At 61.5% G+C, this 23212-nt stretch carries 24 protein-coding genes and 4 pseudogenes; 13 read left to right on the forward strand and 15 right to left on the reverse strand.

Annotated features, from left to right (window positions below; genetic code table 11):
• Nucleotides 1-615, forward strand: a complete 615-nt coding sequence (gene aat / locus BN1800_RS01845; protein ID WP_086993943.1) for a leucyl/phenylalanyl-tRNA--protein transferase — start codon at nucleotides 1-3, stop codon at nucleotides 613-615.
• Nucleotides 616-810: 195 nt separating this feature from the next.
• Here the strand turns inward: aat and BN1800_RS01850 are convergent, their stop codons facing one another.
• The 6 genes and pseudogenes from BN1800_RS01850 to BN1800_RS01875 form a co-directional block, all read right to left on the reverse strand.
• The gene (locus BN1800_RS01850) at nucleotides 811-1242 is read right to left on the reverse strand and encodes a DUF2155 domain-containing protein (protein ID WP_086993946.1); all 432 of its coding nucleotides are present in this window, start codon (nucleotides 1240-1242) and stop codon (nucleotides 811-813) included.
• A gap of 116 nt (nucleotides 1243-1358) precedes the next feature.
• Entirely contained in the window at nucleotides 1359-1757 is a 399-nt protein-coding gene (locus tag BN1800_RS01855; protein ID WP_086993949.1) for an NADH:ubiquinone oxidoreductase subunit NDUFA12, read from the reverse strand.
• Nucleotides 1758-1860: 103 nt separating this feature from the next.
• Nucleotides 1861-2336: pseudogene (locus BN1800_RS01860) on the reverse strand (GNAT family N-acetyltransferase).
• Nucleotides 2336-2839 (reverse strand): GNAT family N-acetyltransferase, encoded by a 504-nt coding sequence (locus BN1800_RS01865; RefSeq protein ID WP_086993952.1) that lies wholly within the window; start codon nucleotides 2837-2839, stop codon nucleotides 2336-2338. The pseudogene BN1800_RS01860 and the gene BN1800_RS01865 overlap by 1 nt, the downstream one beginning before the upstream one ends.
• A 4-nt stretch (nucleotides 2840-2843) precedes the next feature.
• A complete protein-coding gene (gatB, locus tag BN1800_RS01870) occupies nucleotides 2844-4346 on the reverse strand; it encodes an Asp-tRNA(Asn)/Glu-tRNA(Gln) amidotransferase subunit GatB (RefSeq protein WP_086993955.1) in 1503 nt (500 codons plus the stop codon).
• Between the two features lie 78 nt (nucleotides 4347-4424).
• Nucleotides 4425-4934, reverse strand: a complete 510-nt coding sequence (locus tag BN1800_RS01875; RefSeq protein ID WP_086993958.1) for a GNAT family N-acetyltransferase — start codon at nucleotides 4932-4934, stop codon at nucleotides 4425-4427.
• A gap of 293 nt (nucleotides 4935-5227) precedes the next feature.
• On the opposite strand from BN1800_RS01875, the gene BN1800_RS01880 reads away from it, so the two are divergent.
• Nucleotides 5228-5485 (forward strand): YjhX family toxin, encoded by a 258-nt coding sequence (locus BN1800_RS01880; protein ID WP_027508582.1) that lies wholly within the window; start codon nucleotides 5228-5230, stop codon nucleotides 5483-5485.
• A 39-nt stretch (nucleotides 5486-5524) separates the two neighbouring features.
• Here BN1800_RS01880 and BN1800_RS01885 read toward each other — a convergent pair whose 3' ends face one another.
• The 5 genes from BN1800_RS01885 to BN1800_RS01905 all read right to left on the reverse strand — a co-directional run bounded on the left by BN1800_RS01885 (nucleotide 5525) and on the right by BN1800_RS01905 (nucleotide 8911).
• Nucleotides 5525-5800 (reverse strand): hypothetical protein, encoded by a 276-nt coding sequence (locus BN1800_RS01885; protein ID WP_027508581.1) that lies wholly within the window; start codon nucleotides 5798-5800, stop codon nucleotides 5525-5527.
• A 20-nt stretch (nucleotides 5801-5820) separates the two neighbouring features.
• Entirely contained in the window at nucleotides 5821-6186 is a 366-nt protein-coding gene (locus tag BN1800_RS01890; RefSeq protein ID WP_425298950.1) for a GNAT family N-acetyltransferase, read from the reverse strand.
• A gap of 125 nt (nucleotides 6187-6311) precedes the next feature.
• Entirely contained in the window at nucleotides 6312-7793 is a 1482-nt protein-coding gene (gene gatA / locus BN1800_RS01895; RefSeq protein ID WP_086993961.1) for an Asp-tRNA(Asn)/Glu-tRNA(Gln) amidotransferase subunit GatA, read from the reverse strand.
• 56 nt (nucleotides 7794-7849) lie between these two features.
• Nucleotides 7850-8137 carry an Asp-tRNA(Asn)/Glu-tRNA(Gln) amidotransferase subunit GatC gene (gene gatC / locus BN1800_RS01900; protein ID WP_027508578.1) on the reverse strand — a complete coding sequence of 96 codons (288 nt, stop codon included), beginning with the start codon at nucleotides 8135-8137 and terminating at the stop codon, nucleotides 7850-7852.
• Between the two features lie 69 nt (nucleotides 8138-8206).
• Nucleotides 8207-8911, reverse strand: a complete 705-nt coding sequence (locus tag BN1800_RS01905) for a metal-dependent hydrolase (RefSeq protein ID WP_086993964.1) — start codon at nucleotides 8909-8911, stop codon at nucleotides 8207-8209.
• 113 nt (nucleotides 8912-9024) lie between these two features.
• Here BN1800_RS01905 and ruvX point away from each other — a divergent pair, with 113 nt between their 5' ends.
• A complete protein-coding gene (gene ruvX / locus BN1800_RS01910; protein WP_027508576.1) occupies nucleotides 9025-9513 on the forward strand; it encodes a Holliday junction resolvase RuvX in 489 nt (162 codons plus the stop codon).
• Here ruvX and BN1800_RS01915 read toward each other — a convergent pair.
• From BN1800_RS01915 to BN1800_RS01920, 3 genes are all read right to left on the reverse strand, one after another.
• The gene (locus BN1800_RS01915; RefSeq protein WP_027508575.1) at nucleotides 9456-9782 is read right to left on the reverse strand and encodes a DUF6105 family protein; all 327 of its coding nucleotides are present in this window, start codon (nucleotides 9780-9782) and stop codon (nucleotides 9456-9458) included. The two genes, ruvX and BN1800_RS01915, sit on opposite strands and share 58 nt — an antisense overlap.
• Complete coding sequence (locus BN1800_RS41220) at nucleotides 9779-9925, reverse strand: hypothetical protein (protein ID WP_179213735.1); 147 nt, start codon at nucleotides 9923-9925, stop codon at nucleotides 9779-9781. Before BN1800_RS41220 ends, BN1800_RS01915 begins: the two co-directional genes overlap by 4 nt.
• Before the next feature lie 144 nt (nucleotides 9926-10069).
• Nucleotides 10070-10726 carry a TetR/AcrR family transcriptional regulator gene (locus BN1800_RS01920; RefSeq protein WP_086993967.1) on the reverse strand — a complete coding sequence of 219 codons (657 nt, stop codon included), beginning with the start codon at nucleotides 10724-10726 and terminating at the stop codon, nucleotides 10070-10072.
• 179 nt (nucleotides 10727-10905) lie between these two features.
• Here BN1800_RS01920 and BN1800_RS01925 point away from each other — a divergent pair, with 179 nt between their 5' ends.
• Nucleotides 10906-11841, forward strand: a complete 936-nt coding sequence (locus BN1800_RS01925) for an AEC family transporter (protein ID WP_086993970.1) — start codon at nucleotides 10906-10908, stop codon at nucleotides 11839-11841.
• Here the strand turns inward: BN1800_RS01925 and BN1800_RS01930 are convergent.
• On the reverse strand, nucleotides 11823-13472 hold the full coding sequence (locus BN1800_RS01930; RefSeq protein WP_086993973.1) for an acyl-CoA dehydrogenase family protein: 1650 nt from the start codon (nucleotides 13470-13472) through the stop codon (nucleotides 11823-11825). The genes BN1800_RS01925 and BN1800_RS01930 overlap by 19 nt on opposite strands.
• Before the next feature lie 179 nt (nucleotides 13473-13651).
• Here BN1800_RS01930 and BN1800_RS01935 point away from each other — a divergent pair, with 179 nt between their 5' ends.
• The 9 genes and pseudogenes from BN1800_RS01935 to BN1800_RS42180 form a co-directional block, all read left to right on the forward strand.
• Nucleotides 13652-14593 (forward strand): aspartate carbamoyltransferase catalytic subunit, encoded by a 942-nt coding sequence (locus BN1800_RS01935; protein ID WP_086993976.1) that lies wholly within the window; start codon nucleotides 13652-13654, stop codon nucleotides 14591-14593.
• Complete coding sequence (locus tag BN1800_RS01940) at nucleotides 14590-15879, forward strand: dihydroorotase (protein ID WP_086993979.1); 1290 nt, start codon at nucleotides 14590-14592, stop codon at nucleotides 15877-15879. Before BN1800_RS01935 ends, BN1800_RS01940 begins: the two co-directional genes overlap by 4 nt.
• 23 nt (nucleotides 15880-15902) lie before the next feature.
• Nucleotides 15903-16523, forward strand: a complete 621-nt coding sequence (gene plsY / locus BN1800_RS01945; protein WP_086993982.1) for a glycerol-3-phosphate 1-O-acyltransferase PlsY — start codon at nucleotides 15903-15905, stop codon at nucleotides 16521-16523.
• Between the two features lies 1 nt (nucleotide 16524).
• Nucleotides 16525-16711, forward strand: a pseudogene (locus BN1800_RS01950) (DNA-processing protein DprA); the annotation flags it as partial.
• Nucleotides 16712-16785: 74 nt separating this feature from the next.
• A pseudogene (locus tag BN1800_RS43810) lies at nucleotides 16786-16890 on the forward strand (DprA-like winged helix domain-containing protein); the annotation flags it as partial.
• Between the two features lie 324 nt (nucleotides 16891-17214).
• Nucleotides 17215-19857 carry a type I DNA topoisomerase gene (gene topA / locus BN1800_RS01955; RefSeq protein ID WP_086993985.1) on the forward strand — a complete coding sequence of 881 codons (2643 nt, stop codon included), beginning with the start codon at nucleotides 17215-17217 and terminating at the stop codon, nucleotides 19855-19857.
• A 2-nt stretch (nucleotides 19858-19859) separates the two neighbouring features.
• Nucleotides 19860-22220 (forward strand): ribonuclease R, encoded by a 2361-nt coding sequence (rnr, locus tag BN1800_RS01960; protein ID WP_086993988.1) that lies wholly within the window; start codon nucleotides 19860-19862, stop codon nucleotides 22218-22220.
• Between the two features lie 108 nt (nucleotides 22221-22328).
• Nucleotides 22329-22790: a DUF983 domain-containing protein gene (locus BN1800_RS01965; protein WP_027508565.1), complete on the forward strand. Its 462-nt coding sequence runs from the start codon at nucleotides 22329-22331 to the stop codon at nucleotides 22788-22790.
• Between the two features lie 232 nt (nucleotides 22791-23022).
• Nucleotides 23023-23212: pseudogene (locus BN1800_RS42180) on the forward strand (MFS transporter); the annotation flags it as partial.

Raw genomic sequence — 23212 nt, forward strand, 5'->3', positions numbered from 1 at the left:
ATGGCAGGCTCGCGCAGGAAGTCCCCAGGCATTACCCCGGAGATTCTCCTGCGCGCCTATTCCATCGGACTCTTCCCGATGGCCGAGTCAGCCGACGACCCGGAAATCTTTTGGGTCGAGCCGGAGCTTCGCGGCGTGCTGCCGCTCGATCATTTCCATGTCTCGAAAAGCCTCGCGAAGACCATCCGCAAGCAACCCTTCGATATCCGCTTCGATCATGATTTCGACGCAGTGATCGCGGCCTGCGCGGAGGCAACTTCCAGCCGGCCGAGCACCTGGATCAACCATACCATCAGGTCGCTCTATTCCATGCTTCACCGCATGGGCCATGCCCATTCCGTCGAAGCTTGGGACGGCAATGAACTGGCCGGCGGCCTCTACGGCGTCTCGCTCGGCTCCGCTTTCTTCGGCGAGAGCATGTTCTCCCGCCGCACCGACGCCTCGAAAATCTGTCTCGTTCATCTGGTCGAGCGTCTGCGCGACAGAGGCTTCACCCTGCTCGACACGCAATTCACCACCGAGCACCTGAAGACCTTCGGCGCCATCGACATGCCCAAGGACGACTATGCGGTGATGCTGGCTGCCGCGATGGATTCACCGCATCTGGAGTTTTGAGAGCCGCGAGTTCCCTTCTCCCCACGGAGAGAGGGTGGCGGCAGCCGGATGAAGGGAACCAAGTACTCCACGTCTAAAGGCACAGCGGGTAGCCCCCTCATCGCCTCGCTGGTGCTCCGGCACATTTCCCCAAGGGGAGAAGAGACTTGCGACAACACCGAGAATTTCAGCTAAGCGCAAATAAGGAATGGAGCGCTACTTCGCAGCACCCTCAGGCGCTGGCACCTCGGACTGCGCCTTGCAGTCCTTCAGCCAGACGTCGTAGATCGGGTGTTCGACGGCGTTGAGGCCTGGGCTGTCGGCGAACATCCAGCCGGTGAAGATGCGGCGGATCTTGCGGTCGAGGGTAATCTCATCGACTTCCACGAAACCGTCGATCTTCTGGGCCTCCGCCTGGTCGCGCGAATAGCAGGCCTTCGGCGTGACCTGAAGCGCGCCGAACTGCACGGTTTCGTTGACGTAGACGTCGAAGGTGGTGATGCGGCCGGTGATCTTGTCGAGACCGGAGAAGACGGCAACGGGATTGTCGATGCGTGCGGCAGACGCCGCCTGCGGCAGGAAGGAAGAGCCAAGCGCCAGGGCCAACCCGGCGGCACGCAGGACATGATTCCGCGTGAAAAGCTTCATATCTACCCGTCTCCAGCGCATTTCAGATCAAAGGCCGCAGCTCGTGCGGCCAATCTGCGGGTAAAGGTCAATTGTGGCCAAAAGCGGGGCCGGACGGCCCGCTTCGCAGAGCGATGTCAGTTGCCGGGCGTCCAGGCGTCATAGTCGCCGGTCACACGCGGGCGCTCGCCGGAAACCGCAAGCGATCCCGGCGGGCGGTAGGCCTGCGGAGAGCCGGTCAGGTTGGAACGATGGGTCTTCTGCCAGTCCTTGGCGGCGTAGCTTTCCTGCGACGGCGGCACATCGGTGCGGTGGTGCATCCAGCCGTGCCAGCCCGGCGGGATGGCGGAGGCTTCAGCATAGCCCTTGTAGATCACCCAGCGCTTCGGTAGGCCGTAGGAAGACATGCCCCCTTCATAGTAGACGTTACCGAATTCATCCTCACCGACGCGCTTGCCGAAACGCCAGGTCGCAAAACGCGTGCCTAACGTCTGGCCGTTCCACCAAGTGAAGATTTGCAAGAGAAGGTTCTTCATGTCTTTTCCTCGTGCTTGCCGAAGGCGAGCGGGACTGGAATTCGATCCCTCGCTTATGGCGCCGGAACGCCGGATTGTCCAGCGATTCTCGTCACGCGAAGCCTCACTTCAAGGCCATCTTGAAGCCGAGATGCGACGGCTTGAAACCGAGGCGCTCGTAGAAACGATGCGCATCCTTGCGCTTGGCGTTGGAGGTCAGCTGGACCATCCGCATGCCGCGGCCTTTTGCCTCGGCGATCGCAAATTCCATCATCCGTGCACCAATCCCCTGCCCGCGCATGTCGCCGCGCGTCTGCACCGCTTCGATGATCATCGAGGACGAGCGCAGGCGGTCAGAGACGTGGTGATCATCGTCTGGAAGGTGCCTACGACCTCGCTGCCGCGCTCTGCGACGTAGAGCGTCTGGTCGGGCGACGCAGCTACGGCAGCAAAAGCCCTGGCATAACCGGGAAGGGCCGCCGGATCGTTCGTATCACCGTGACCGCCAAGATCATCGGCCGCAAACATGGCGATCAGGTCCGGGAGATCGTCTTCACGGGCTTCGCGAATGAGGAGGTTGGTTTCCACAATCTTTTCCATCAATGACCCGAAAGAGGCTTCTCGAATATCAGTGCCGGAATTCCCGATTGCTCCTGACCGCAATTTTCCGTCCGTCCGGCCTCGGTGAAGCCGTGCGCGTGGTAGAAGGCGACCGCCGCCTTGTTGCCCGGTTCGACTTCCAGCCGCATGATTTCAGCGTCCGGGAAGCATGTCTCGATCTCCGCGAAGATATCGCGGCCGATGCCATGCCGCTGGCAGGACGGGCGGACATAGAGCATGTGCAGCATGACCGTCTTCGGTATTTCGGATGACATGGCGGCATAGCCCATGCCGCCGATATCGCGGCCATTGTCGGCAACGACGAACTCGGCGTCTTTCCGCGCAAGCCGCGCCTTAAGCGCCACAAGGGAATGCCACGTGTCATGCAATTCCCTCACCTTATCGGCGCCGTAGAGCTGGTCGTAGGTCGCGTGCCACGTCTCGCCCAGCAGAGCGCGGACCTTTTCCAGGTCGCGCTCGCTCGCCGTGCGCACGAAATACACGATCTTACTCCTCGATGCCGAGCTTGGCCCTGACTAGCGCCTGGACGGCCTGCGGATTGGCCTTGCCCCCGGTTGCCTTCATCACCTGACCGACGAACCAGCCGGCGAGCGTCGGCTTGGCCTGAACCTTGGCGACCTGATCCGGGTTGGCGGCGATGATCTCGTCGACCGCCTTTTCGATGGCGCCGGTATCGGTCACCTGCTTCATGCCGCGGGCTTCGACGATCTCCACCGGATCGCCGCCCTCATTGAGGACGATCTCGAAGAGGTCCTTGGCGATCTTGCCGGAGATGGTTTCCGCCTTGATGAGATCGATAATCGCGCCGAGCTGAGCCGGAGAAACCGGCGTCTCTTCAATGCTCTTGCCGAGCCTGTTCAAGGCGCCGAGCAGGTCGTTGATGACCCAGTTTGCAGCCGTCTTGCCGTCGCGGCCTTCGGCAACGGCCTCGAAATAATCTGCAATCGCCTTTTCGGAGACCAGCACCGAAGCATCGTAGACCGAAAGGCCGAGCTCGCGAACGAAGCGCTCCTTCTTGTCGTCAGGCAGCTCCGGAAGGTGGGCTTCCAGTTCCTTGATGAAGACATCGTCGAATTCGAGCGGCAACAGGTCCGGATCGGGAAAGTAGCGGTAATCATGCGCTTCTTCCTTGGAACGCATGGAGCGGGTTTCACCCTTGTTCGCGTCGAAAAGGCGGGTCTCCTGGTCGATCGTGCCGCCGTCTTCCAGAATGCCGATCTGGCGGCGCGCTTCGTATTCGATCGCCTGGCCGATGAAGCGGAAGGAATTGACGTTCTTGATCTCGCAGCGCGTGCCGAAAGGCTCGCCCGGGCGGCGGACAGAGACGTTGACGTCGGCGCGCATTGAGCCTTCGTCCATGTTGCCGTCGCAGGTGCCGAGATAGCGCACGATCGAGCGCAGCTTCGTCATGTAGGCCTTGGCCTCGTCGGACGAACGCATATCGGGCTTGGAGACGATTTCCATCAGCGCAACGCCGGAGCGGTTGAGGTCGACATAGGACATCGTAGCGTGCTGGTCGTGCATCGACTTGCCTGCATCCTGCTCCAGATGCAGGCGCTCGATGCCGATCTCGATATCCTCGAACTGTCCCTGACGGTCGGGACCGAGCGAAATCACGATCTTGCCCTCGCCGACGATCGGATCCTTGTACTGCGAGATCTGATAGCCCTGTGGCAGGTCAGGATAGAAATAGTTCTTGCGATCGAACACCGAACGCTTGTTGATCTGGGCCTTCAGACCGAGACCGGTACGCACTGCCTGCTTGACGCATTCCTCGTTGATGACTGGCAGCATGCCGGGCATGGCGGCATCGACGAGCGAGACGTTCGAATTCTGCGGCTTGCCGAATTCCGTCGAAGCGCCGGAGAAGAGCTTCGAATTGGACAGCACCTGCGCATGGACCTCCATGCCGATGATGACTTCCCAATCGCCGGTGGCGCCGGGGATGAAGCGTTTCGGATCAGGCGTGCGAACGTCGACAATGGTCATTTGATGCTCTTTGAAAGGCTGTTCTTTTCAACAGGTGAGGTAAAGGAAATGGTCTGCCGGTGCAAGGGTTTCGGCACGTCAGAAGCCAGGGCCGTAGCTGACGTCGCCTTCGGCTCCGAGCGCCTTCGTCAATCCGACCGATGGCACATCGCGGTCGAGCTTGGGGCTATAAGCGATCGAAAGCCAGTGGATGGCGTAGCCGTGCTTCTGGAAAAAGCTGATCGCCTCGGTGTTTCCCGAATGCGTCTGCATTGCCGCCTTCGCGAAACCCTGCTCGGCGATGTCCTTTTCGATCTGTTCCAGAAGCGCAGAGCCGAGGCCCTCGCGGGTATAGGCCGGATCGATCCAGAAATCGGAAATCGTCTCGTCCAGATGTTCCCGCGCCGCCCAGCCCGCAATATTGCCGTTGAACTCGATGACGGTGATCGTCAACCATGTACTTCGTGTAAAATTGACGAAAGCGCTCCGCGCTGCATCCAGCAGCGCGTCCGACTCGCCCATGGCCATCATCGCCTTTTGCCAGGCTCTGAGGCCGATCTCACTCAAGAGTTCCGCTTCGCCCTCGCGGGCATTGCGAATGTGTATCAATGGCACCTCCGCTCAACACGTTCAGTAGAGCACCGAGTCGGCGGCTTTTCCAATGATTTGCGCAGCCGTGCCATCGTTATCAGCCGTTTTCCGGAAGCCCGGCACTTGCTTGACCTCGTGTTCGAGGCGAGCTACGAAGTCCTTATGTTGAGCTCTTCTCAGACCCGGTAGAGGCCCTGCCCGCAAGCCTGCTTGCGCGCATGGGCCAAAAAAACGAAACCCCGACGTTCGCCGCGAACGCCGGATCGTTTTTTTACGCGCTCTTACGGCGCGAAGACCGGATCAACATTCAAATGGACATTTCCCGCACGGAGCAGCGCATCCTGCACCTATTGGCCCAGGGCGGCCGCATCGAAATCAGGCGAGACGAACGGAAAAAGCTTGAAGCTGCCAGTTGCTTCACCCGCGACGGCTGGGTTTATCCCGGCTTCGATCTGAAGCTTTTCCGCAGGCTGAAACGGCTGAAGGCGATCAAGTCGAAATCCGGAAAGCCCTACCGGATCACCGAACAAGGCCTGAGGCTTGTGCGATCGCAGCTCGACAACCGATAGTTCGCCGTATCACCTGAGCNCGCGCGCTCAGGGTGCGATTCAGAGCTGCTCCGAAAGCTCGGCCTTCATCACCGACCACTCTTCAGTCACGGTACCGGCTGCGCGCTTCTTGCCCGCCCGGCGATACCAGTAATCAGCATTCCAGTCCTCGCCTTCGATGCGATGGCAAAGGGCATGACCCCAATCGAAGGGCGTTTCGCCTTCATGGGCCTGGCAGATTTCGTGCACGGCTTGCCATTCAGTGCCCATGGTGAAGCCCGCTGCCGCTAGGCGGCCAAAAGCCTCGACCATTTGAGCAAGATCGGATTTCGACATGAAGCCTCCTCCTCGGTTGGTTACTTGAGAGCCAGCGCCTTCTCAAGATGCACCTTTTCGAGATCGACGCCCATATTCTTAGAATATTCCAAACCGCGCCAGATGATGGTGAAGCCGCAGCGCTCATAGAGCCGGATCGCTTCTGAGTTCTTCGCATGCGTATCGAGGCGCGCTTTGACGTGACCTTGCGCCGCCATTATGTCGCAAAGGTGCAGAAGCAAGGCTTGGCCGATGCCCCTGCCCTGATGGTCCGGCTTCACCCAGAGGTCGGAGACATAATTTGGCGAACTTTCTCGTGCGCTCCAGCCGACGACATTTCTGTCAAGCTCCGCTACATAGATATCGGCGTCGGTTTGCGAGGGGAAGATCGCGAATTCGTGCTGCATTTTTGCGATGACCCGAGGATTGAGCTAGCTCTCCTCGAATGCGTCGCTTGCAGACCATGCAGCGAAACCGACGGTGCCAACTGCCTCATGGTCGGCGGCCGTCATCTTGCGGATAATGAGCCCCGTTACCACCACTTCGCCGGCGTGAACTTGCCGGCGGCTTGTTCGATGACATGCGCGGTCTTGAAGAGGGTCTCTTCGTCGAACGGCTTGCCGATGAGCTGAAGGCCGAGGGGGAGCCCCTTGCGGTCGAGGCCGGCGGGGACGGCGATGCCGGGCAGGCCCGCCATATTCACCGTCACCGTAAAGATGTCGTTCAAGTACATCTTGACCGGGTCGGAGGCGAGGTTCTCGTCGGCGACGCCGAAGGCCGAGGACGGGGTGGCGGGCGTCAGGATCGCGTCGACGCCGGCGTCAAAGGCGAGTTCGAAGTCGCGCTTGATTAGCGTGCGGACCTTCTGGGCGCGCAGGTAATAGGCGTCGTAGTAGCCGGCCGACAGCACGTAGGTGCCGATCATGATGCGGCGCTTGACTTCCTTGCCGAAGCCCGCGGCGCGGGTCTTCTCGTACATGTCGACGATATCCTTGCCGTCGATGCGCAGGCCGTAGCGCACGCCGTCGTAGCGGGCGAGGTTCGAGGAGGCTTCGGCGGGCGCGACGATGTAATAGGCCGGGAGCGCATACTTGGTATGCGGCAGCGAGATATTGACGATCTCGGCGCCGGCATCCTTCAGCCAGGCGATGCCCTGCTGCCAAAGGGTCTCGATTTCCTCCGGCATGCCGTCGACGCGGTATTCGTTCGGGATGCCGATCTTCATGCCTTTCAGCGACTTGCCGAGGGCTGCTTCGTAATCCGGTACCGGCAGGTCGACGGAGGTCGTGTCCTTGGCATCGACGCTCGCCATCGACTTCAAGAGGATGGCAGCGTCGCGGACGTCGCGGGCGATCGGGCCGGCCTGGTCGAGCGAGGATGCGAAGGCGACCGTGCCCCAGCGCGAGCAGCGGCCATAGGTCGGCTTGATGCCGACGGTGCCGGTGAAGGCGGCCGGCTGACGGATCGAACCGCCGGTATCGGTGGCCGTCGCACCGGCACAGAGATGGGCCGCGACCGCCGCGGCCGAACCGCCGGAAGAGCCGCCGGGAACGAGCTGCTGGTTCGAGCCGGCCGCACGCCAGGGGTTGATGACCGCGCCATAATACGAAGTCTCGTTGGAGGAGCCCATGGCGAACTCGTCCATGTTCAGCTTGCCGAGCATGACGGCGCCGTCGTCCCATAGGTTCTGGGTGACGGTGGATTCATAGCGCGGCTCGAAACCGTCGAGGATATGGCTGCAGGCCTGAGTGTGGACGCCGACCGTCGCAAAGAGGTCCTTGATGCCGAGCGGGATGCCTTCGAGATCACCGGCCTTGCCGGCGGCGATGCGCTCGTCGGATTTCTTCGCCATGACACGGGCGAGATCGGGCGTGATCTTGATATAGGCGTTCAGGCGTTCATTGGCCGCATCGATCGCCGAGATATAGGCTTCCGTCAGTTCGGTTGCCGTGATCTCCTTGTCGCACAGCTTCTCGCGGGCTTCGGCAATGGTCAGGCTGGTGAGTTCGCTCATCGTGTTCGCTCGAATTTTTGAATGGCAACGGGGTCGGAAAGGGGCGCGTCCGGCGCTTATTCGACGACTTTCGGCACCAGGAAGAAATTGTGGTCGGTGACCGGCGCATTGGCGACGATGTCCTCGGCCTTACTGCCGTCGGTCACCTCGTCGGTCCGCTTCTTCATCGCCATCGGCATGACGGAGGTCATCGGCTCGACACCTTCGACATTCACTTCGGAAAGCTGCTCGACGAAGCCGAGGATGCCATTCAGCTCGCCGACCATGCGATTTGCCTCTTCTTCCGAAACGGCAATACGGGCAAGGTGAGCAACGCGCTTAACGGTGGCAAGATCGACGGACATGGCATTCTCCGATAGGATTTTTCCTACCCGCTATAAAGGCCATGTTCGCCGTGCGCAACGGCGTTTTGCTTAGATGAACAGCGTCTCACCCGGCTTTGGCGTCTTCACGGCCGTCTTCGAACCTTCCAGGCCCGCAACGAACTTTTCCGGTGTCTGGTCGATGATCGGGAAGGTTCCGTAGTGGCAGGGGATTGCGGTCTTGAAGTTGAAGTAGCGCTGGCAGGCGAGCGCTGCGACGGCGCCGCCCATGGTGAAGCGGTCGCCGATCGGAACGATGCCGATGTCCGGCTGGTGCAGTTCGTTGATCAGCGCCATATCGGAGAAGATGTCGGTATCCCCCATGTGCAGCAAACTCGGCTCGTCGTCGAAATGCAGGATCAGCCCGTTCGCATTGCCGAGCGAATGGGAGACGCCGTCCTCGGTGATCTGGGCGGAGGAATGCAGCGCATTGGTGAAGGTCGCAGTGAAGCTACCGAACGAAACCGTGCCGCCGGTATTGCCCATCTCGATCTTCTCGACGCCCTTGGAGCCCAGCCAGGCGGCAAGATCGGCGTTAGCAAGCACGACGGCGCCGGTCTCGCGCGCAAGCGAAACAGTATCGCCGGCATGGTCGCCGTGGCCGTGCGTCAGGAGGATATGGGTGATGCCGTTCGCAACCTCCTTGATGTCCTGCCCGGCGAAGGACGGGTTTTGGGTGAGGAACGGGTCGATCAGGATCTTTGCCGCCTTGGTCTCGATGCGGAAGGCGGAATGGCCGAGCCAGGTGATCTTCATGGAATCACTCCAATACGTGATGCAAAAGCAGAGTTGGATGCTAAGGACATATCCGGTATGGCCGCAAGGAAAAGCGGGCAGCGCTTCAATTTCTTTTGACGGGATGAATGACGATGACGGTGCTGACGATCGAGGAACTGGCGGCTGAGCTCGCCCCCGGACAGGCGATCGCCGGGCTTGACCTCGGCACGAAGACGATAGGGCTCGCGATGTCCGATCTCGGGCGGCGCTTTGCAACGCCGCGGCCGGTCATCAAACGGCAGAAGTTCACGATCGACGCCGAAGTGCTGCTGGCTTTTGCCGCGAAGGAAAAAGTCGCCGGCTTCGTGATCGGGCTGCCAATGAACATGGACGGCTCGGCCGGTCCGCGCGTCCAGGCGACGAAAGCCTTCGTGCGCAACATGGAGCAAAAGACCGCCCTACCCTTCGTCTATTGGGACGAGCGGCTTTCAACGGTGGCGGCCGAGCGGGCGCTGATCGAGATGGACGTGTCGCGTGCCAAGCGCGCCGGGCGGATCGATTCGGCGGCCGCCAGCTTCATTCTTCAGGGCGCGCTGGACAGGCTTTCGCTGCTCGGCAGATCGGACGATTTCGAGGCTTGACGCGCCTTCCACCAGGCAATGAGCTTCCTGCGCTTGCGGAAGCCTATAATGGCGAAGACGACGAGGCTGTCGACAGCGATGGCGCGGGCGACGAGCGGCGGGATGGTTTCGGGCGGCACGCCGAGTACATTGCCATAGAGCTGGAAGGTCAGATCATGGACCTGGCGCGTCAGCATGAAGATGCCGAAGTTCATGTCATAATAGGAAAGCCAGTACCAGCCGCCTAGAAAGGCGATCGGCCCCAACCAGAAGACCAGGAACCACTTCATGCGGCCTTCCCTTCATGCCGGCTCAAAGACGCGTCGGGAGTGACCGCCCATGTCGACAATGCCATGACGCTCAGAACCAGCGCAGGCACGGCGATGTCCAGCGCAAGAATCGCGAAAAACATCATCGCGGCAAAGAGCAGCATCGCTTTGGCAGCTTTGGTTCCCATGATCCCGACAGCTAAGATTTAGACTGCGGATACCCTGTCCCGTCCACTGGCAGGGCGCAATGTAAACCATTCGTTAAGGTTAACGGGCGGGGGACCGCCTGTGGATAACGCGACGCCGCGTCAGCCGTAAACACCGCGAACGATGCGCTTCAGAGCGGTTGCGGCCTTTTCCCAGTCCTTGGCGGTCTTCAGTGCTAAGCCCGCACACTGGCCGCCTGCAGAAGCCGAGAGCACGAGATGCTGGATCGCGGCGATGAGAATTGCGTTGACGGCGGCGGCATCGATGCCCTTCGGCGGCGTCAGCGAGCCCTTCATGCGCTCCAGCCATTGCGACAGCGCCTTCGAGCGGGATTCAGCAAGCCGCCTCACCTGCTCGGTATTGTCCGAGACCTCCCAGGCGACGATACGGCGCATCAGCGGGTCGTCGCGAAGCGCCTCCAGGAAAAGCAGCGCCAGGCGCTCCATGAGATCGCCGTAGGTGAGCAGGAACATGCCGCCGGCATCTTCCGGGATGCGGTCCCTAACCCAGGTGCCTAGATCGGCGCCGATCGCTTCGACAAGACCGTTCAGGCCGCCGTAATAGCGATAGATCAGTTGCTTGTCGCAGCCGGCACGGCGGGCGACCGCATTGATGCCGAAATTCTGGAACCCTTCCTCGGCAAGCAGCGATTTCGCCGCATCCAGAATGGCGCGTTCCGTCGCGGCGCGGTCGCGCACCCGCTTTTCCGGCACCGGCGTCGCCAAAGGCGCCTCAGCCGCCGCTTCATCAATCAGCATTGCTTTTCAACCCAACCCTGTCACCCGACGGTGATTAGCAACTCAAGGCGGGACGGACAACGGGCGAGGATGCCTGCGAACCAAAAGCCCTGTGGAGAAAAGCGTTTCCGCGAGTGCATTTACGGGTTGCGAAGATCCCACCAGCCGGTTAACCGGGGCAAGACGTTCCGGAGCCGCCAATGCTGATAATCTTCGAAAGCATCCTCCCGATTTTCCTTCTTGTGGTGCTCGGCGTTGCGCTCCGCCGCAGTCCATTGTTCAACGACAGCCTCTGGCCGGGGCTTGAACAGCTCGGCTACTACATTCTGTTCCCTTCACTCCTCTTCCTCACGCTCGCGAAAGCCGACTTCTCGGGCATGGAGACGGGCGCGATCGGTGCAGTATCGATCCTTGCCATCCTCATCATGTCGGGACTTGTCTTCGCCCTATGGCCGGTTTTCGCCCGCGCCGGCGTCGGGTCAGCGACCTATTCCTCCCTTTTCCAGACGGCCACACGTTGGAATGCCTTCATCGCCCTCGCGATAGCGGAAAAACTCGCGGGGCCTCAGGGACTTGCCATCGTCGCTTTGGTGATGGCGGTCGTCATCATTCCGATCAACCTTATCAATGTCGGGATGCTGGTGTGGTTCTCGGGCGCTTCGCGCGACTTGCGGATGTTTCTCGTGAAGATCGTGACCAACCCGCTGATCATCGGCTGCGCGCTCGGACTTCTTGTCAATCTCGCACAAATACCAGTCTATGAGCCGCTGACGGTCACCGTCGACCTGGTTGCCCGGTCCTCCCTTGGGCTTGGACTCATCATGGTCGGTGCTGGGCTCAGAATTTCCGACGCTCTTCGGCCGCGCTCCGTGGCCCTCGTATCCGTGCTGCTGAAGCTTCTCGCCTTTCCCGCGCTCATGATCGGTATTGGTCTCGCCTTCGGCCTCCATGGCCAGCCGCTCGTGATGCTCGCCTTAAGCGCCAGCGTACCGACCGCGATGAACGGCTATGTCCTCGCCAAGCAGATGGGCGGAGACGCTCCGCTCTACGCTGCGGCCGCAACGATCCAGACCGCGACCTCGTTCGTGACCATCCCGATCATCCTGACCGGCGCGACCTACGTTGCCGGCGGATAAAGCAGGTCGACAATATACGTAGCGTCGAAGCGGGAATCGAGCATGCCGTAGGTGGCGCGCCAGCCGCCCGCGAGGCGGGTTTCGATGAAGGCGTCGGCGATGCGGCCGGCGCCGAGGCGATAGAGTTCGGCTGCAGCGGCGGCGAGCGCCAGTTGTTCCACTAGCAGGCGGGATGCCCCCTCATCCCGTTCGCAGAGCGCCATTGCCGCACGAAGCACGTCGATCGTCTTCTTGCCGGCCGGGCCGAGATCGCGGGCAAGACCGGTGAATACCGTTTCGAAAAGGTCCTTGCCTCGCGTCAGCACACGCAGCACGTCGAGCGCCATCACATTGCCGGAGCCTTCCCAGATGGCGTTGACCGGAGCTTCGCGATAGTGGCGAGCGATCGGGCGCTCCTCGATATAGCCGCTGCCGCCGATGCACTCCATCGCCTCGTAGATCAGCGCAGGCGCGATCTTGCAGCACCAGTATTTCGCAACCGGCGTCATGACGCGGGCATAGGCCGCCTCTTCCGCATTGCCGCGCGCCTTGTCGAAGGCGTCTGCAAGACGGAAGGACAGAGCCGTCGCGGCAGCGACGTCGAGCGCCATATCGGCGAGCACGCGGGTCATGATCGGCTGATTGACGAGCATCTTGCCGAAAACGCTGCGGCCGCGGGTGTGGTGCACGGCTTCGGCGAGCGAGGCACGCATGATGCCCGACGAGGCCAGCGCGCAATCGAGGCGCGTCAGCGTCACCATATCGAGGATCGTGCGGATGCCGGCATCGGGACCGCCGAGCAGGAAGCCGAAGGTGTCGTTGAATTCGACTTCCGAGGAAGCATTGGAGCGGTTGCCGACCTTGTCCTTGAGCCGCTGGAACTGCAGGCCGTTGGCGGAGCCGTCCTCAAGCAGGCGCGGAACCAGAAAGCAGCCCATGCCCTCTTTTGTCTGCGCCAGCATGATGAAGGCATCGCTCATCGGTGCCGACATGAACCATTTGTGGCCCGACAGGCGGTAGATGCCTTCGCTGACCTTTTCGGCCGCACTCTTGTTGGAGCGGACGTCGGTGCCGCCCTGCTTTTCGGTCATGCCCATGCCGATCGTCACCGCCGACTTCTGCATGGCCGGCTTGTTCGAAGAATCGTATTTGCGCGAGAGAATCTTCGGCGCCCAATCCTTCTGCACGGCAGGCGATGCGGAGAGTGCCGCCACCGAAGCGCTTGTCATCGTCAGCGGGCAAAGGTGGCCGGCTTCGAGCTGGGCGGTCAGATAAAAGCGGGCGGCGCGAATCTTGTGCGCCTGATCCTTTGCGTTGGCATCGGCCTGCGGATCCCAGACGGACGAATGCAGGCCGACGGACATCGAGCGGCGCATCAGCGCATGCCATGCGGGGTGAAACTCGACGACATCCAGGCGCTCGCCGCGCGGACCATGGGTACGAAGCTGCGGCGTTCCCTGATTTGCCATGCGCGCCAGTTCCTGCGCCTCCGGCGAGGTCACATAGCGGCCCATATTTTCCAGGTCCTCGCGCGTGTCGCGCGGCAGCGCCGCCGTCAGGTCGACGATCAGCGGATCGGACCGGTAGGCATTGATGCCGGACCAGAGGCTTGGCTGGTTCAGTTCGGCGAGTTTTTCTTCAGCGGATGTCATGAGTCGCTTCTAGTGCAAGAGGCAGGCAAAGGGAAACCGGAAGTTTAAGCATTTCCGCCTCCAGCTCTAATGGATTTGGGGCAAAATTGCATGGGGACATAAGCCTTTGCCCACAGCACATGCTTGCCCCTCACCTCTCCACTCTTTATAGAGCGCGTGACACAGCAAGAGGCAGGTTCATGGTCTTCTTTCCCCACCGCCACCTCATCGGCATCAAAGGCCTCACGGAGCAGGATATCACCTATTTGCTCGACAAGGCGGACGAGGCCGTCAAGATCAGCCGGCAGCGCGAAAAGAAGACGTCGACGCTGAGAGGTCTGACGCAGATCAACCTCTTCTTCGAAGCCTCGACTCGGACCCAATCCTCCTTCGAACTTGCCGGAAAGCGCCTCGGCGCCGACGTGATGAACATGTCGGTCGGCAATTCCTCGGTGAAGAAGGGGGAAACGCTGATCGACACCGCGATGACGCTGAATGCGATGCGGCCGGATGTGCTCGTCATCCGCCATTCGAGCGCCGGTGCCGCGGCACTGCTGGCGAAGAAGGTTTCCTGCTCCGTGGTCAATGCCGGCGACGGACAGCACGAGCATCCTACGCAGGCACTGCTCGACGCCCTGACGATCCGGCGCGCCAAGGGCAAGCTGTCGCGCATCATCGTCGCGATTTGCGGCGACGTGCTCCATTCACGGGTGGCGCGCTCGAACATCCTGCTTCTGAACGCCATGGGCGCGCGGGTACGCGTCGTCGCACCGGCGACGCTGCTTCCGGCCGGCATTGCGGAGATGGGCGTCGAGGTCTTCCACTCGATGAAGGAAGGACTGAAGGACGTCGACGTGGTGATGATGCTGCGCCTGCAGCGCGAGCGGATGTCCGGTGCCTTCGTGCCTTCGGTGCGCGAATACTTCCATTTCTACGGTCTGGATGCGGAAACGCTGAAGGCCGCCAAGGACGATGCGATGGTGATGCATCCGGGACCGATGAACCGCGGGGTGGAAATCTCCTCCGAAGTGGCGGACGGACCGCAGAGCGTGATTGCCGAACAGGTAGAAATGGGGGTCGCTGTGCGCATGGCGGTGATGGAGACTTTGCTTGTGTCTCAGAACCGGGGGCCGCGCACATGACGAACTCGATCGTTCTCAAGAATGTCCGCATCATCGATCCTTCGCGCAATCTCGATGAGATCGGAACGATCATCGTCAAGGACGGCATGATTGCTGCTGCCGGAAAGGATGCCCAAAACCAGGGGGCGCCGGAAGGCGCCGCGGTTCGCGAATGCAGCGGCCTCGTCGCAACGCCGGGCCTGGTCGATGCATGCGTCAATATCGGCGAGCCGGGCGCCGAACATCGCGAGACGATCGCTTCGGCAAGCCGGGCGGCAGCGGCAGGCGGTGTCACCTCGATCATCATGATGCCGGACACCGATCCTGTCATCGACGACATCGCCCTCGTTGAATTTGTCAAGAAGACGGCGAGAGACACGGCGCTTGTCAACGTCTACCCGGCAGCGGCGATCACCAAGCATCTGGCCGGCGAGGAGATGACCGAGATCGGCCTCTTGATGGAAGCCGGTGCCGTTGCCTTCACGGACGGCCGCTCCAGCGTGCACGACACGCAGGTGCTGCGGCGGGTCATGACCTATGCGCGGGAATTCGGCGCCGTCATCTCCTGCGAGACACGCGACAAATATCTCGGCGCGACAGGCGTCATGCACGAAGGATTGCTTGCGAGCTGGCTCGGTCTCGGGGGCATTCCGAAGGAAGCGGAACTCATTCCTCTTGAACGAGACCTTCGCATCGCGCAGCTGACGCGCGGCACGTATCATGCGGCGATGATTTCGGTGCCGGAATCGGTGGAGGCGATCGAGCTTGCGAAGCGTCGCGGCGCCAAGGTCACCTGCGGCATCTCGATCAACAACCTGGCGCTCAACGAAAACGACATCGGCGAATTCCGCACCTTCTTCAAGCTCTATCCGCCGCTGCGGGCCGAAGACGACCGCGTGGCGATGGTGGAAGCGTTGGCGAGAGGCGCGATCGACATCATCGTTTCCTCGCATGACCCGCAGGATGTCGATACCAAGCGCCTGCCCTTCAGCGAAGCGGCCGACGGCGCGATCGGCCTCGAAACCATGCTTGCGGCCGCCTTGCGCCTCCACCACAGCGGCCAAGTGAGCCTGATGCGGCTGATCGATGCGATGTCGACGCGCCCTGCGCAGATCTTCGGCCTCGATGCCGGAACGCTGAAGCGGGGAGCAAAAGCCGATATCGCGCTGATCGATCTCGACGAGCCTTGGCTTGTCTCGGAAGACATGCTTCTCTCGCGTTCGAAGAACACGCCTTTCGAGGATGCACGCTTCAGCGGACGGGCTGTCGCGACCTATGTCGCGGGACAGTGCGTGCATTCTCTTTAAGAACAGGGGTCCGGGAGGGGACGATGATATCCGATCTTACCACTTGGCAGATTACGCTGCCGCTGGCGCTCGCGGCGGCCGTCATCGGCTACCTTCTGGGCTCCATCCCCTTCGGCCTTGTCCTGACGCGGGCGTCCGGGCTCGGTGACGTGCGCAACATCGGCTCGGGCAACATTGGTGCAACGAACGTATTGCGTACCGGCAACAAGAAGCTTGCGGCAGCGACGCTTCTGCTCGATGCGCTGAAGGCCTCCGTCGCTGCCTGGATCATGACCTATTTTGCTGGTGAGGAAGCGGGCATCATTGCCGGCTTCTTTGCTTTTATCGGCCACCTCTTCCCGATCTGGATCGGTTTCAAGGGTGGTAAGGGCGTTGCGACATACATCGGCACGCTGCTCGGCATCGCACCGGTTATGGTCCTCCTTTTCGGCGCCGCATGGCTCGCGGTTGCCTTTACGACGCGTTATTCCTCGTTGTCAGCGCTGGTTGCGATGCTAGTCATTCCGGTTGCATTGTGGATGTTAGGGGCCGAGAAGGTTGCAGCTGTCATGGCGATCATGTCGGCCATCTCCTATTACAGGCACAAGGCCAACATCTCCCGCCTGCTGAGCGGGACGGAAAGCAAGATCGGGGCGAAGGGATAAGATGGACGCGGCAAGCGCAAGGCCACAGGGACTTGCGCTGACGGAACGGCAACGGATTTGCCCGGCTGAGGCTGATCCGCTCCGACAAGGTCGGTCCCGCTACCTTTCGCGATCTTATCAATCATTTCGGCTCAGCGGAAACGGCGCTTTCGATGCTGCCTGACCTTTCCTCGCGTGGCGGCGCGACGCCCGAAGATGTGGTCGAGACGCTAGCACCGCTGTCGCAGCTCGATCTTTTTTCGGCACCGGTTGCCGGCATACTGGGCTCTCCGCCTCGGCGGTTTATCTCGTTCTGCTCGAGCTCGATATCGCCGGAAGGCTGCACCGGCATCCCGGCGGCCTCGTCTCCCTTGCGATGGGTGACTAAGCCTCCTACATGCGGTTGTGAAGTTCGCCGGCCTCGACATCGGCCATTTCCAAGAGATAGCAGAGCATATCCGCCTTTTCCTTTTCGGCGACCTGGCGCAGCTCGGCAAGCATCTGACCACACTTGAAAAGCGATAACTCAAATATCGTAAATTGCAATGCGTTTATAATCGCCCGCTGGTAGTATCGCGTTGCAACGCCTAAAATTCAGCAAACCCCTTGACCGGAACGATTTCCCTGTCCATGTCGGGGGGCCGGTATTCTTCGAGCGGCAAGTATTACGCTCTCCTCCTCGCCGGGCGCGGTAGTTTTTTAGAGAATCATGATGAATGTTGTAGTGGTGGAATCGCCTGCCAAGGCCAAGACGATCAACAAGTATCTGGGCCCCGGATACAAGGTACTCGCCTCCTTCGGCCATGTTCGCGATCTGCCTGCCAAGGACGGCTCTGTTCTTCCTGACCAGGATTTCGAAATGCTTTGGGAGGTCGACAGCGCCTCGGCCAAGCGCATGAAGGACATCGCCGATGCGGTGAAGTCTTCCGACGGGCTCATCCTCGCAACCGACCCGGATCGCGAGGGTGAAGCCATCTCCTGGCACGTGCTCGACGTCCTGAACAAGAAGCGCGTGCTGAATGGCAAGCCGGTGAAGCGCGTCGTCTTCAACGCCATCACCAAGAAGGCGGTTTTGGACGCGATGGCCGAGCCCCGGGACATCGACGTACCGCTGGTCGATGCCTATCTCGCGCGCCGTGCGCTCGATTACCTCGTCGGCTTCAATCTTTCGCCCGTCCTCTGGCGCAAATTGCCGGGCGCCCGCTCGGCCGGCCGCGTGCAATCGGTGGCGCTACGTCTCGTTTGCGACCGCGAAACCGAGATCGAGCGTTTCATCTCGGAAGAATACTGGAACATCTCGGCTCTCCTGAAGACACCACGCGGTGACGAATTCGAGGCCAAGCTGGTGGCAGCCAATGGCAAGCGGTTGCAGGCGCGCTCGGTGGGCAACGGCGAAGAGGCCGGCAAGCTGAAGGCGCTGCTCGAGGGTGCTGCCTATGTTGTCGACAGCGTCGAGGCAAAGCCGGTCAAACGCAACCCGGGACCGCCGTTCACGACTTCGACGCTGCAGCAGGCGGCGTCCTCCAAGCTCGGCTTCTCGGCATCGCGCACCATGCAGATCGCCCAGAGACTATATGAAGGTGTCGATATCGGCGGCGAGACTGTCGGTCTCATCACCTATATGCGTACCGACGGCGTGCAGATGGCGTCCGAAGCGATCGATGCGGCGCGCCACGCCATCGTTGATCAGTTCGGCGAGCGCTACATGCCGGAAAAGGCCCGCTTCTATTCCACCAAGGCGAAGAACGCCCAGGAAGCCCACGAAGCGATCCGCCCGACAGATTTCAACCGTTCGCCCGACCGCGTCCGGAAATTCCTCGATGCCGATCAGATCAAGCTATACGACCTGATCTGGAAGCGCGGCATCGCAAGCCAGATGGCGTCTGCCGAAATCGAGCGCACGACCGCCGAAATCACCGCCGACAACAATGGCCAGAAGGCTGGCCTGCGCGCCGTCGGCTCGGTGATCCGCTTCGACGGCTTCATCGCGGCCTATACCGACCAGAAGGAAGACGGCGAGCAGAGCGACGACGCCGAAGAGGGCGGCCGCCTCCCGGAGATCAATGCGCGCGAGAACCTCGCAAAGCAGAAGATCAATTCCACGCAGCATTTCACCGAACCGCCGCCGCGCTATTCGGAAGCGACGCTGATCAAGAAAATGGAAGAACTCGGCATCGGCCGTCCTTCCACTTACGCGGCAACACTCGCAACGCTCCGCGACCGCGAATATGTGACCATCGACAAGCGCAAGCTGATCCCGCATTCCAAGGGACGGCTGGTGACGGCGTTCCTCGAAAGCTTCTTCACCAAATACGTCGAATACGATTTCACGGCCGACCTGGAGGAGAAGCTCGACCGGATTTCGGCAGGCGAGCTCAACTGGAAGCAGGTGCTTCGCGATTTCTGGAAAGACTTCTTCGCGCAGATCGAGGACACGAAGGAACTGCGCGTCACCAACGTACTCGACTCGCTGAACGAGTCGCTTGCGCCGCTCGTCTTCCCGAAGCGGGAAGACGGCAGCGATCCGCGCATCTGCCAGGTCTGCGGCACCGGCAACCTGTCGCTGAAGCTCGGCAAATACGGCGCCTTCGTCGGCTGCTCGAACTATCCGGAATGCAACTATACCCGCCAGCTCTCCTCCGAAAACGGTGGGGAAGCCGAAGGCGGGGCACAGAATGAGCCGAAGAACCTCGGCACCGATCCCGTGACCGGCGAGGAACTGACGCTGCGCTCCGGCCGCTTCGGTCCATACATCCAGCGCGGCGACGGCAAGGATGCCAAGCGCGCCTCGCTGCCGAAGGGCTGGAAGCCGGAAGACATCGACTACGAGAAGGCGATGGCCCTGATCTCACTGCCGCGCGATATCGGCAAGCATCCCGAAACCGGCAAGATGATTTCCTCCGGAATCGGGCGCTATGGGCCGTTCCTCCTGCACGACAGCGGTTATGCCAACCTGGAAAGCGTCGAGGACGTGTTTTCGATCGGCCTCAACCGCGCAGTGACGCTGATTGCCGAGAAAGCGAACAAGGCGCCGGGCGGCCGTGGAACACCAGCTGCGCTGAAGGCGTTGGGCGAACATCCCGATGGCGGAGCGATCACCGTTCGTGATGGTAAGTACGGCCCCTATGTGAGCTGGGGCAAGGTGAACGCTACGCTGCCAAGGGGCAAGGACCCGCAGGCAATCACGGTCGAGGAAGCGCTGGCGCTGATCACCGCCAAGGCCGGCAAGGCGCCGGTGGCAAAGGGCAGAGCAAAACCGAAGGCAAAGGCCGCCGCGGCCGAAGGCAAGGCGGCGAAGACGGCCGCCAAACCAAAGGCAAAAGCAAAGGCGCCCGCGAAAAGGAAGAAGAGCTGAGTGTGAGCAGGATCCCGCGCGAAAGAACGAAGACCATGGGCAAAATCGGCCGCGCGAGCCCGGATGCCCCCGCGGTCGAGCCGCTGAACATCGTGCACGGCGCCTTGCCGTCGCGCGAAGTCGTCCTGCGCTTCATCGCCGAGCATCCGCAAAAGGCGTCCAAACGCGAGCTCGCCAGGGCATTCGGGCTCAAGGGCCATAGTCGCGTCGAACTCAAGCACATGCTGCGGGATCTCGAACAGGAAGGCATGCTGCAGAAGACGCGCAAGTCTCTCATCCGGCCGGGCGCGCTGCCGCCTGTGACGGTGCTCGACATCACGACGCGCGACAAGGACGGCGAACTGATCGGCCGGCCGGCGGAATGGCCGGAGGATCGGGGCGTTGCGCCCGCTGTCGCGATCCGCCAGACGTCGCCGGCCGGGCGTCAGGGCAAAGGCAAGGCCCCTGTTGCCGGCATGGGCGACCGCGTGGTGGCGAAGATATTCCCGGCGGCCGACCGCGGCGGGCCGGCCTATACCGCGCGCATCATCAAGATCATCGACAAGCGCCGCGGCGCGACCATGGGCGTCTTCCGCACGGCACCCGGCGGCGGCGGACGGCTGCTGCCGATCGAACGGCGCGGCGAGGAAATGCTGATCGATCCGGATGATACCGGCGGCGCCAAGGATGGCGATTTGGTCGAAGTCGAGATCGCGCGCCTCGGACGCATCGGCCTACCGCGCGCAAAGGTGCTGTCGGTCGTCGGTTCCGTCGCCTCGGAGAAGGCGCTCTCGATGATCGCGATCCACGCGCACGGCATTCCGCATGTCTTCCCGCAGGCGGTGATCGATGAAGCCGAAGCGGCGAAGCCCGCGACCATGTCGCATCGCGAAGACTGGCGCGACGTGCCGCTGATCACGATAGACCCGGCCGATGCGAAGGACCACGACGACGCGGTCTATGCTGAACCGGACCCCTCCCCCGACAATCCCGGCGGCGTGATCATCACCGTGGCGATCGCCGACGTATCCTACTATGTGAGATCCAATTCGGCACTCGACCGCGAAGCGCTGAAGCGCGGCAATTCGGTTTATTTCCCGGATCGTGTCGTGCCGATGCTGCCGGAGCGCATTTCCAACGACCTCTGCTCGCTGAAGGAACGCGTCGACCGCCCGGCGCTTGCCGTGCGCATGGTCTTCTCGAAGGATGGCCGGAAGGCCGGGCATACGTTCCACCGCGTCATGATGAAGAGCGCGGCGAAGCTCTCCTACAGCCAAGCGCAGGCGGCGATCGACGGCACGCCGGATGACAAGACCGGGACGATGCTGGAACCGATCCTGAAGCCGCTGTGGCATGCCTACGAGATAATAAGACGCGGCCGCGACAAGCGCCAACCGCTCGAGCTCGACATGCCCGAGCGCAAGATCCTGCTGAAGCCGGAGGGCACAGTGGACCGCGTCTTCGTGCCGCCGCGGCTCGACGCGCACAAGCTCATCGAAGAGATGATGATCCAGGCCAATGTCTGTGCGGCCGAAACGCTCGAAAAGAAGCGCCAGTTGCTGATCTATCGCATCCACGATAGCCCGACGCTTGCCAAGCAGGAGATCCTGCGCGACTTTCTGGCGACGCTCGGCATCTCGCTTGCCAAGGGCGGCAATGTGAGGGCGAACAGCTTCAACGGCATCCTGGCAAAGGCCGAGAACACGCCGCATCAGACGATGGTCAACGAGATGGTGTTGCGCTCGCAGAGCCAGGCGATCTACAGCCCGGAAAACATCGGCCATTTCGGGCTGAACCTGATGAAGTATGCGCACTTCACCTCACCGATCCGGAGATATGCGGACCTGATCGTCCACCGCGCGCTGGTCGGCTCGCTTGGTCTCGGCGAAGGCGCCATCACGCCGGAGGAGGAAGCCGCACTCGACGACATCGCCGCCGAAATCTCCACCTTCGAGCGCCGTGCAATGGCCGCGGAGCGTGAGACGGTCGACCGGCTGATCGCCCACCATCTCAGCACGCGGGTCGGCGAAGAGTTCAAGGGGCGCGTATCAGGCGTCACGAAATCGGGACTATTTGTCGCCCTCCCTGACTATGGAGCCGACGGCTTCGTACCTATATCTACGCTCGGTACGGACTACTTCATCTACGACGAGGCGCATCAGGCGCTGTCGGGTGAGAAGACCGGACTGGGCTACCGTCTCGGAGATGATGTCACCGTGAAGCTTGCCGAAGCGATCCCGCTCGCCGGCGCGCTTCGTTTCGAGATGGTCAGCGAAGGACGCAACATGCCGACGGCAGTGCGCTCGTTCCACAAGGCAGGCCGCCGGGACAACCGGCAGGCCCGCAAGATGGCCGGAACAAGGCCGCCAAGAGGGCGGCGATAGGGCGTCCTTCTTTCGGGATGCTCTGCATTTGAAGTAAGGAGCGTCCCTTGCCCGCGAGGCGGGCTTGCGGCGCTCCATGCGTGTAGGGACGCTCGAAAAGGAACGATCATGACCACTGCCTCGACCGAACAACCGGTCCGCTATGGGGATGCAGAAAAGACCGAGCGTCCGCTCGGCCGCTCCATCATTCGCGGCATGCTGAACCGCTGTCCGCACTGCAACAGCGGCAAGCTTTTCAGGGCTTTCCTGAAGCCTGTCGACCATTGCGCCGCCTGCGGCGAGGCCATGCACCACCACCGCTCCGACGACTTGCCGCCTTATCTCGTGATCCTCGTTATCGGACACGTCGTGGTCGGCGGCTACATGATGACTGACATGATCTGGCCGCTGCCGCTCTGGCTGACGCTGGCAATCTGGGCTCCTATCACCGTTCTGACCGCCCTGGCCTCGATCCAGCCGATCAAGGGCGGCGTGATCGGCCTGCAATGGGCGCTGCGCCTGCATGGTTTCGGCGGCCAGAGCGATGACCACGATGATTACGATATCCCCGGCCGCGGGCGCTCATCGTAAGCGGTCCTGCACCTTCACCGTCCAGACATAATTCGCGTGTAGTGGGCAACGCTCGCCGGCGCTGCAAGGTTGCAGCGCCAGTCCTGAGTGAACATGAGCTGGATTATTTGATCTATTGCCATCGGCGCCGGACTTTCCGTAAAGCACAGCCCGTCACTTGGATTTGGCACGCATGTGCCTTTCTATGTGCCACAAAACGGGCGATTCGTTTCAGTCATTCAAGGATGGATTCATGTCTCAGCCGAGAAACGGCACACCTGGCGATGTCGAGGAAATCCATTGGCCGTCGCTGGTTGCCGCCGTCTCGTCGATTTCCGCTGTCGGCATCGCGATCGGCCTCGGCCTTCCGCTTCTCAGCATCATCCTGGAAAAACGCGGCATCCCCTCAACGCTCATCGGCCTGAATACGGCCATGGCGGGGG

Source organism: Rhizobium sullae, from assembly GCF_900169785.1.
Classification (GTDB): domain Bacteria; phylum Pseudomonadota; class Alphaproteobacteria; order Rhizobiales; family Rhizobiaceae; genus Rhizobium; species Rhizobium sullae.

Bases quoted from the DNA above. Each gene is read 5' to 3' on its own strand.
- ruvX (WP_027508576.1), top strand. From the start codon at position 9,025: ATGACGGTGCTGACGATCGAGGAACTGGCGGCTGAGCTCGCCCCCGGA.
- gatA (WP_086993961.1), bottom strand. From the start codon at position 7,793: ATGAGCGAACTCACCAGCCTGACCATTGCCGAAGCCCGCGAGAAGCTG.
- gatC (WP_027508578.1), bottom strand. From the start codon at position 8,137: ATGTCCGTCGATCTTGCCACCGTTAAGCGCGTTGCTCACCTTGCCCGT.
- BN1800_RS01855 (WP_086993949.1), bottom strand. From the start codon at position 1,757: ATGAAGAACCTTCTCTTGCAAATCTTCACTTGGTGGAACGGCCAGACG.
- BN1800_RS01940 (WP_086993979.1), top strand. From the start codon at position 14,590: ATGACGAACTCGATCGTTCTCAAGAATGTCCGCATCATCGATCCTTCG.
- gatB (WP_086993955.1), bottom strand. From the start codon at position 4,346: ATGACCATTGTCGACGTTCGCACGCCTGATCCGAAACGCTTCATCCCC.
- BN1800_RS01880 (WP_027508582.1), top strand. From the start codon at position 5,228: ATGGACATTTCCCGCACGGAGCAGCGCATCCTGCACCTATTGGCCCAG.
- BN1800_RS41220 (WP_179213735.1), bottom strand. From the start codon at position 9,925: ATGCTGCTCTTTGCCGCGATGATGTTTTTCGCGATTCTTGCGCTGGAC.
- topA (WP_086993985.1), top strand. From the start codon at position 17,215: ATGAATGTTGTAGTGGTGGAATCGCCTGCCAAGGCCAAGACGATCAAC.
- BN1800_RS01915 (WP_027508575.1), bottom strand. From the start codon at position 9,782: ATGAAGTGGTTCCTGGTCTTCTGGTTGGGGCCGATCGCCTTTCTAGGC.
- BN1800_RS01850 (WP_086993946.1), bottom strand. From the start codon at position 1,242: ATGAAGCTTTTCACGCGGAATCATGTCCTGCGTGCCGCCGGGTTGGCC.
- BN1800_RS01965 (WP_027508565.1), top strand. From the start codon at position 22,329: ATGACCACTGCCTCGACCGAACAACCGGTCCGCTATGGGGATGCAGAA.
- aat (WP_086993943.1), top strand. From the start codon at position 1: ATGGCAGGCTCGCGCAGGAAGTCCCCAGGCATTACCCCGGAGATTCTC.
- BN1800_RS01920 (WP_086993967.1), bottom strand. From the start codon at position 10,726: ATGCTGATTGATGAAGCGGCGGCTGAGGCGCCTTTGGCGACGCCGGTG.
- plsY (WP_086993982.1), top strand. From the start codon at position 15,903: ATGATATCCGATCTTACCACTTGGCAGATTACGCTGCCGCTGGCGCTC.
- BN1800_RS01935 (WP_086993976.1), top strand. From the start codon at position 13,652: ATGGTCTTCTTTCCCCACCGCCACCTCATCGGCATCAAAGGCCTCACG.
- BN1800_RS01885 (WP_027508581.1), bottom strand. From the start codon at position 5,800: ATGTCGAAATCCGATCTTGCTCAAATGGTCGAGGCTTTTGGCCGCCTA.
- BN1800_RS01925 (WP_086993970.1), top strand. From the start codon at position 10,906: ATGCTGATAATCTTCGAAAGCATCCTCCCGATTTTCCTTCTTGTGGTG.
- BN1800_RS01890 (WP_425298950.1), bottom strand. From the start codon at position 6,186: ATGCAGCACGAATTCGCGATCTTCCCCTCGCAAACCGACGCCGATATC.
- BN1800_RS01930 (WP_086993973.1), bottom strand. From the start codon at position 13,472: ATGACATCCGCTGAAGAAAAACTCGCCGAACTGAACCAGCCAAGCCTC.
- BN1800_RS01905 (WP_086993964.1), bottom strand. From the start codon at position 8,911: ATGAAGATCACCTGGCTCGGCCATTCCGCCTTCCGCATCGAGACCAAG.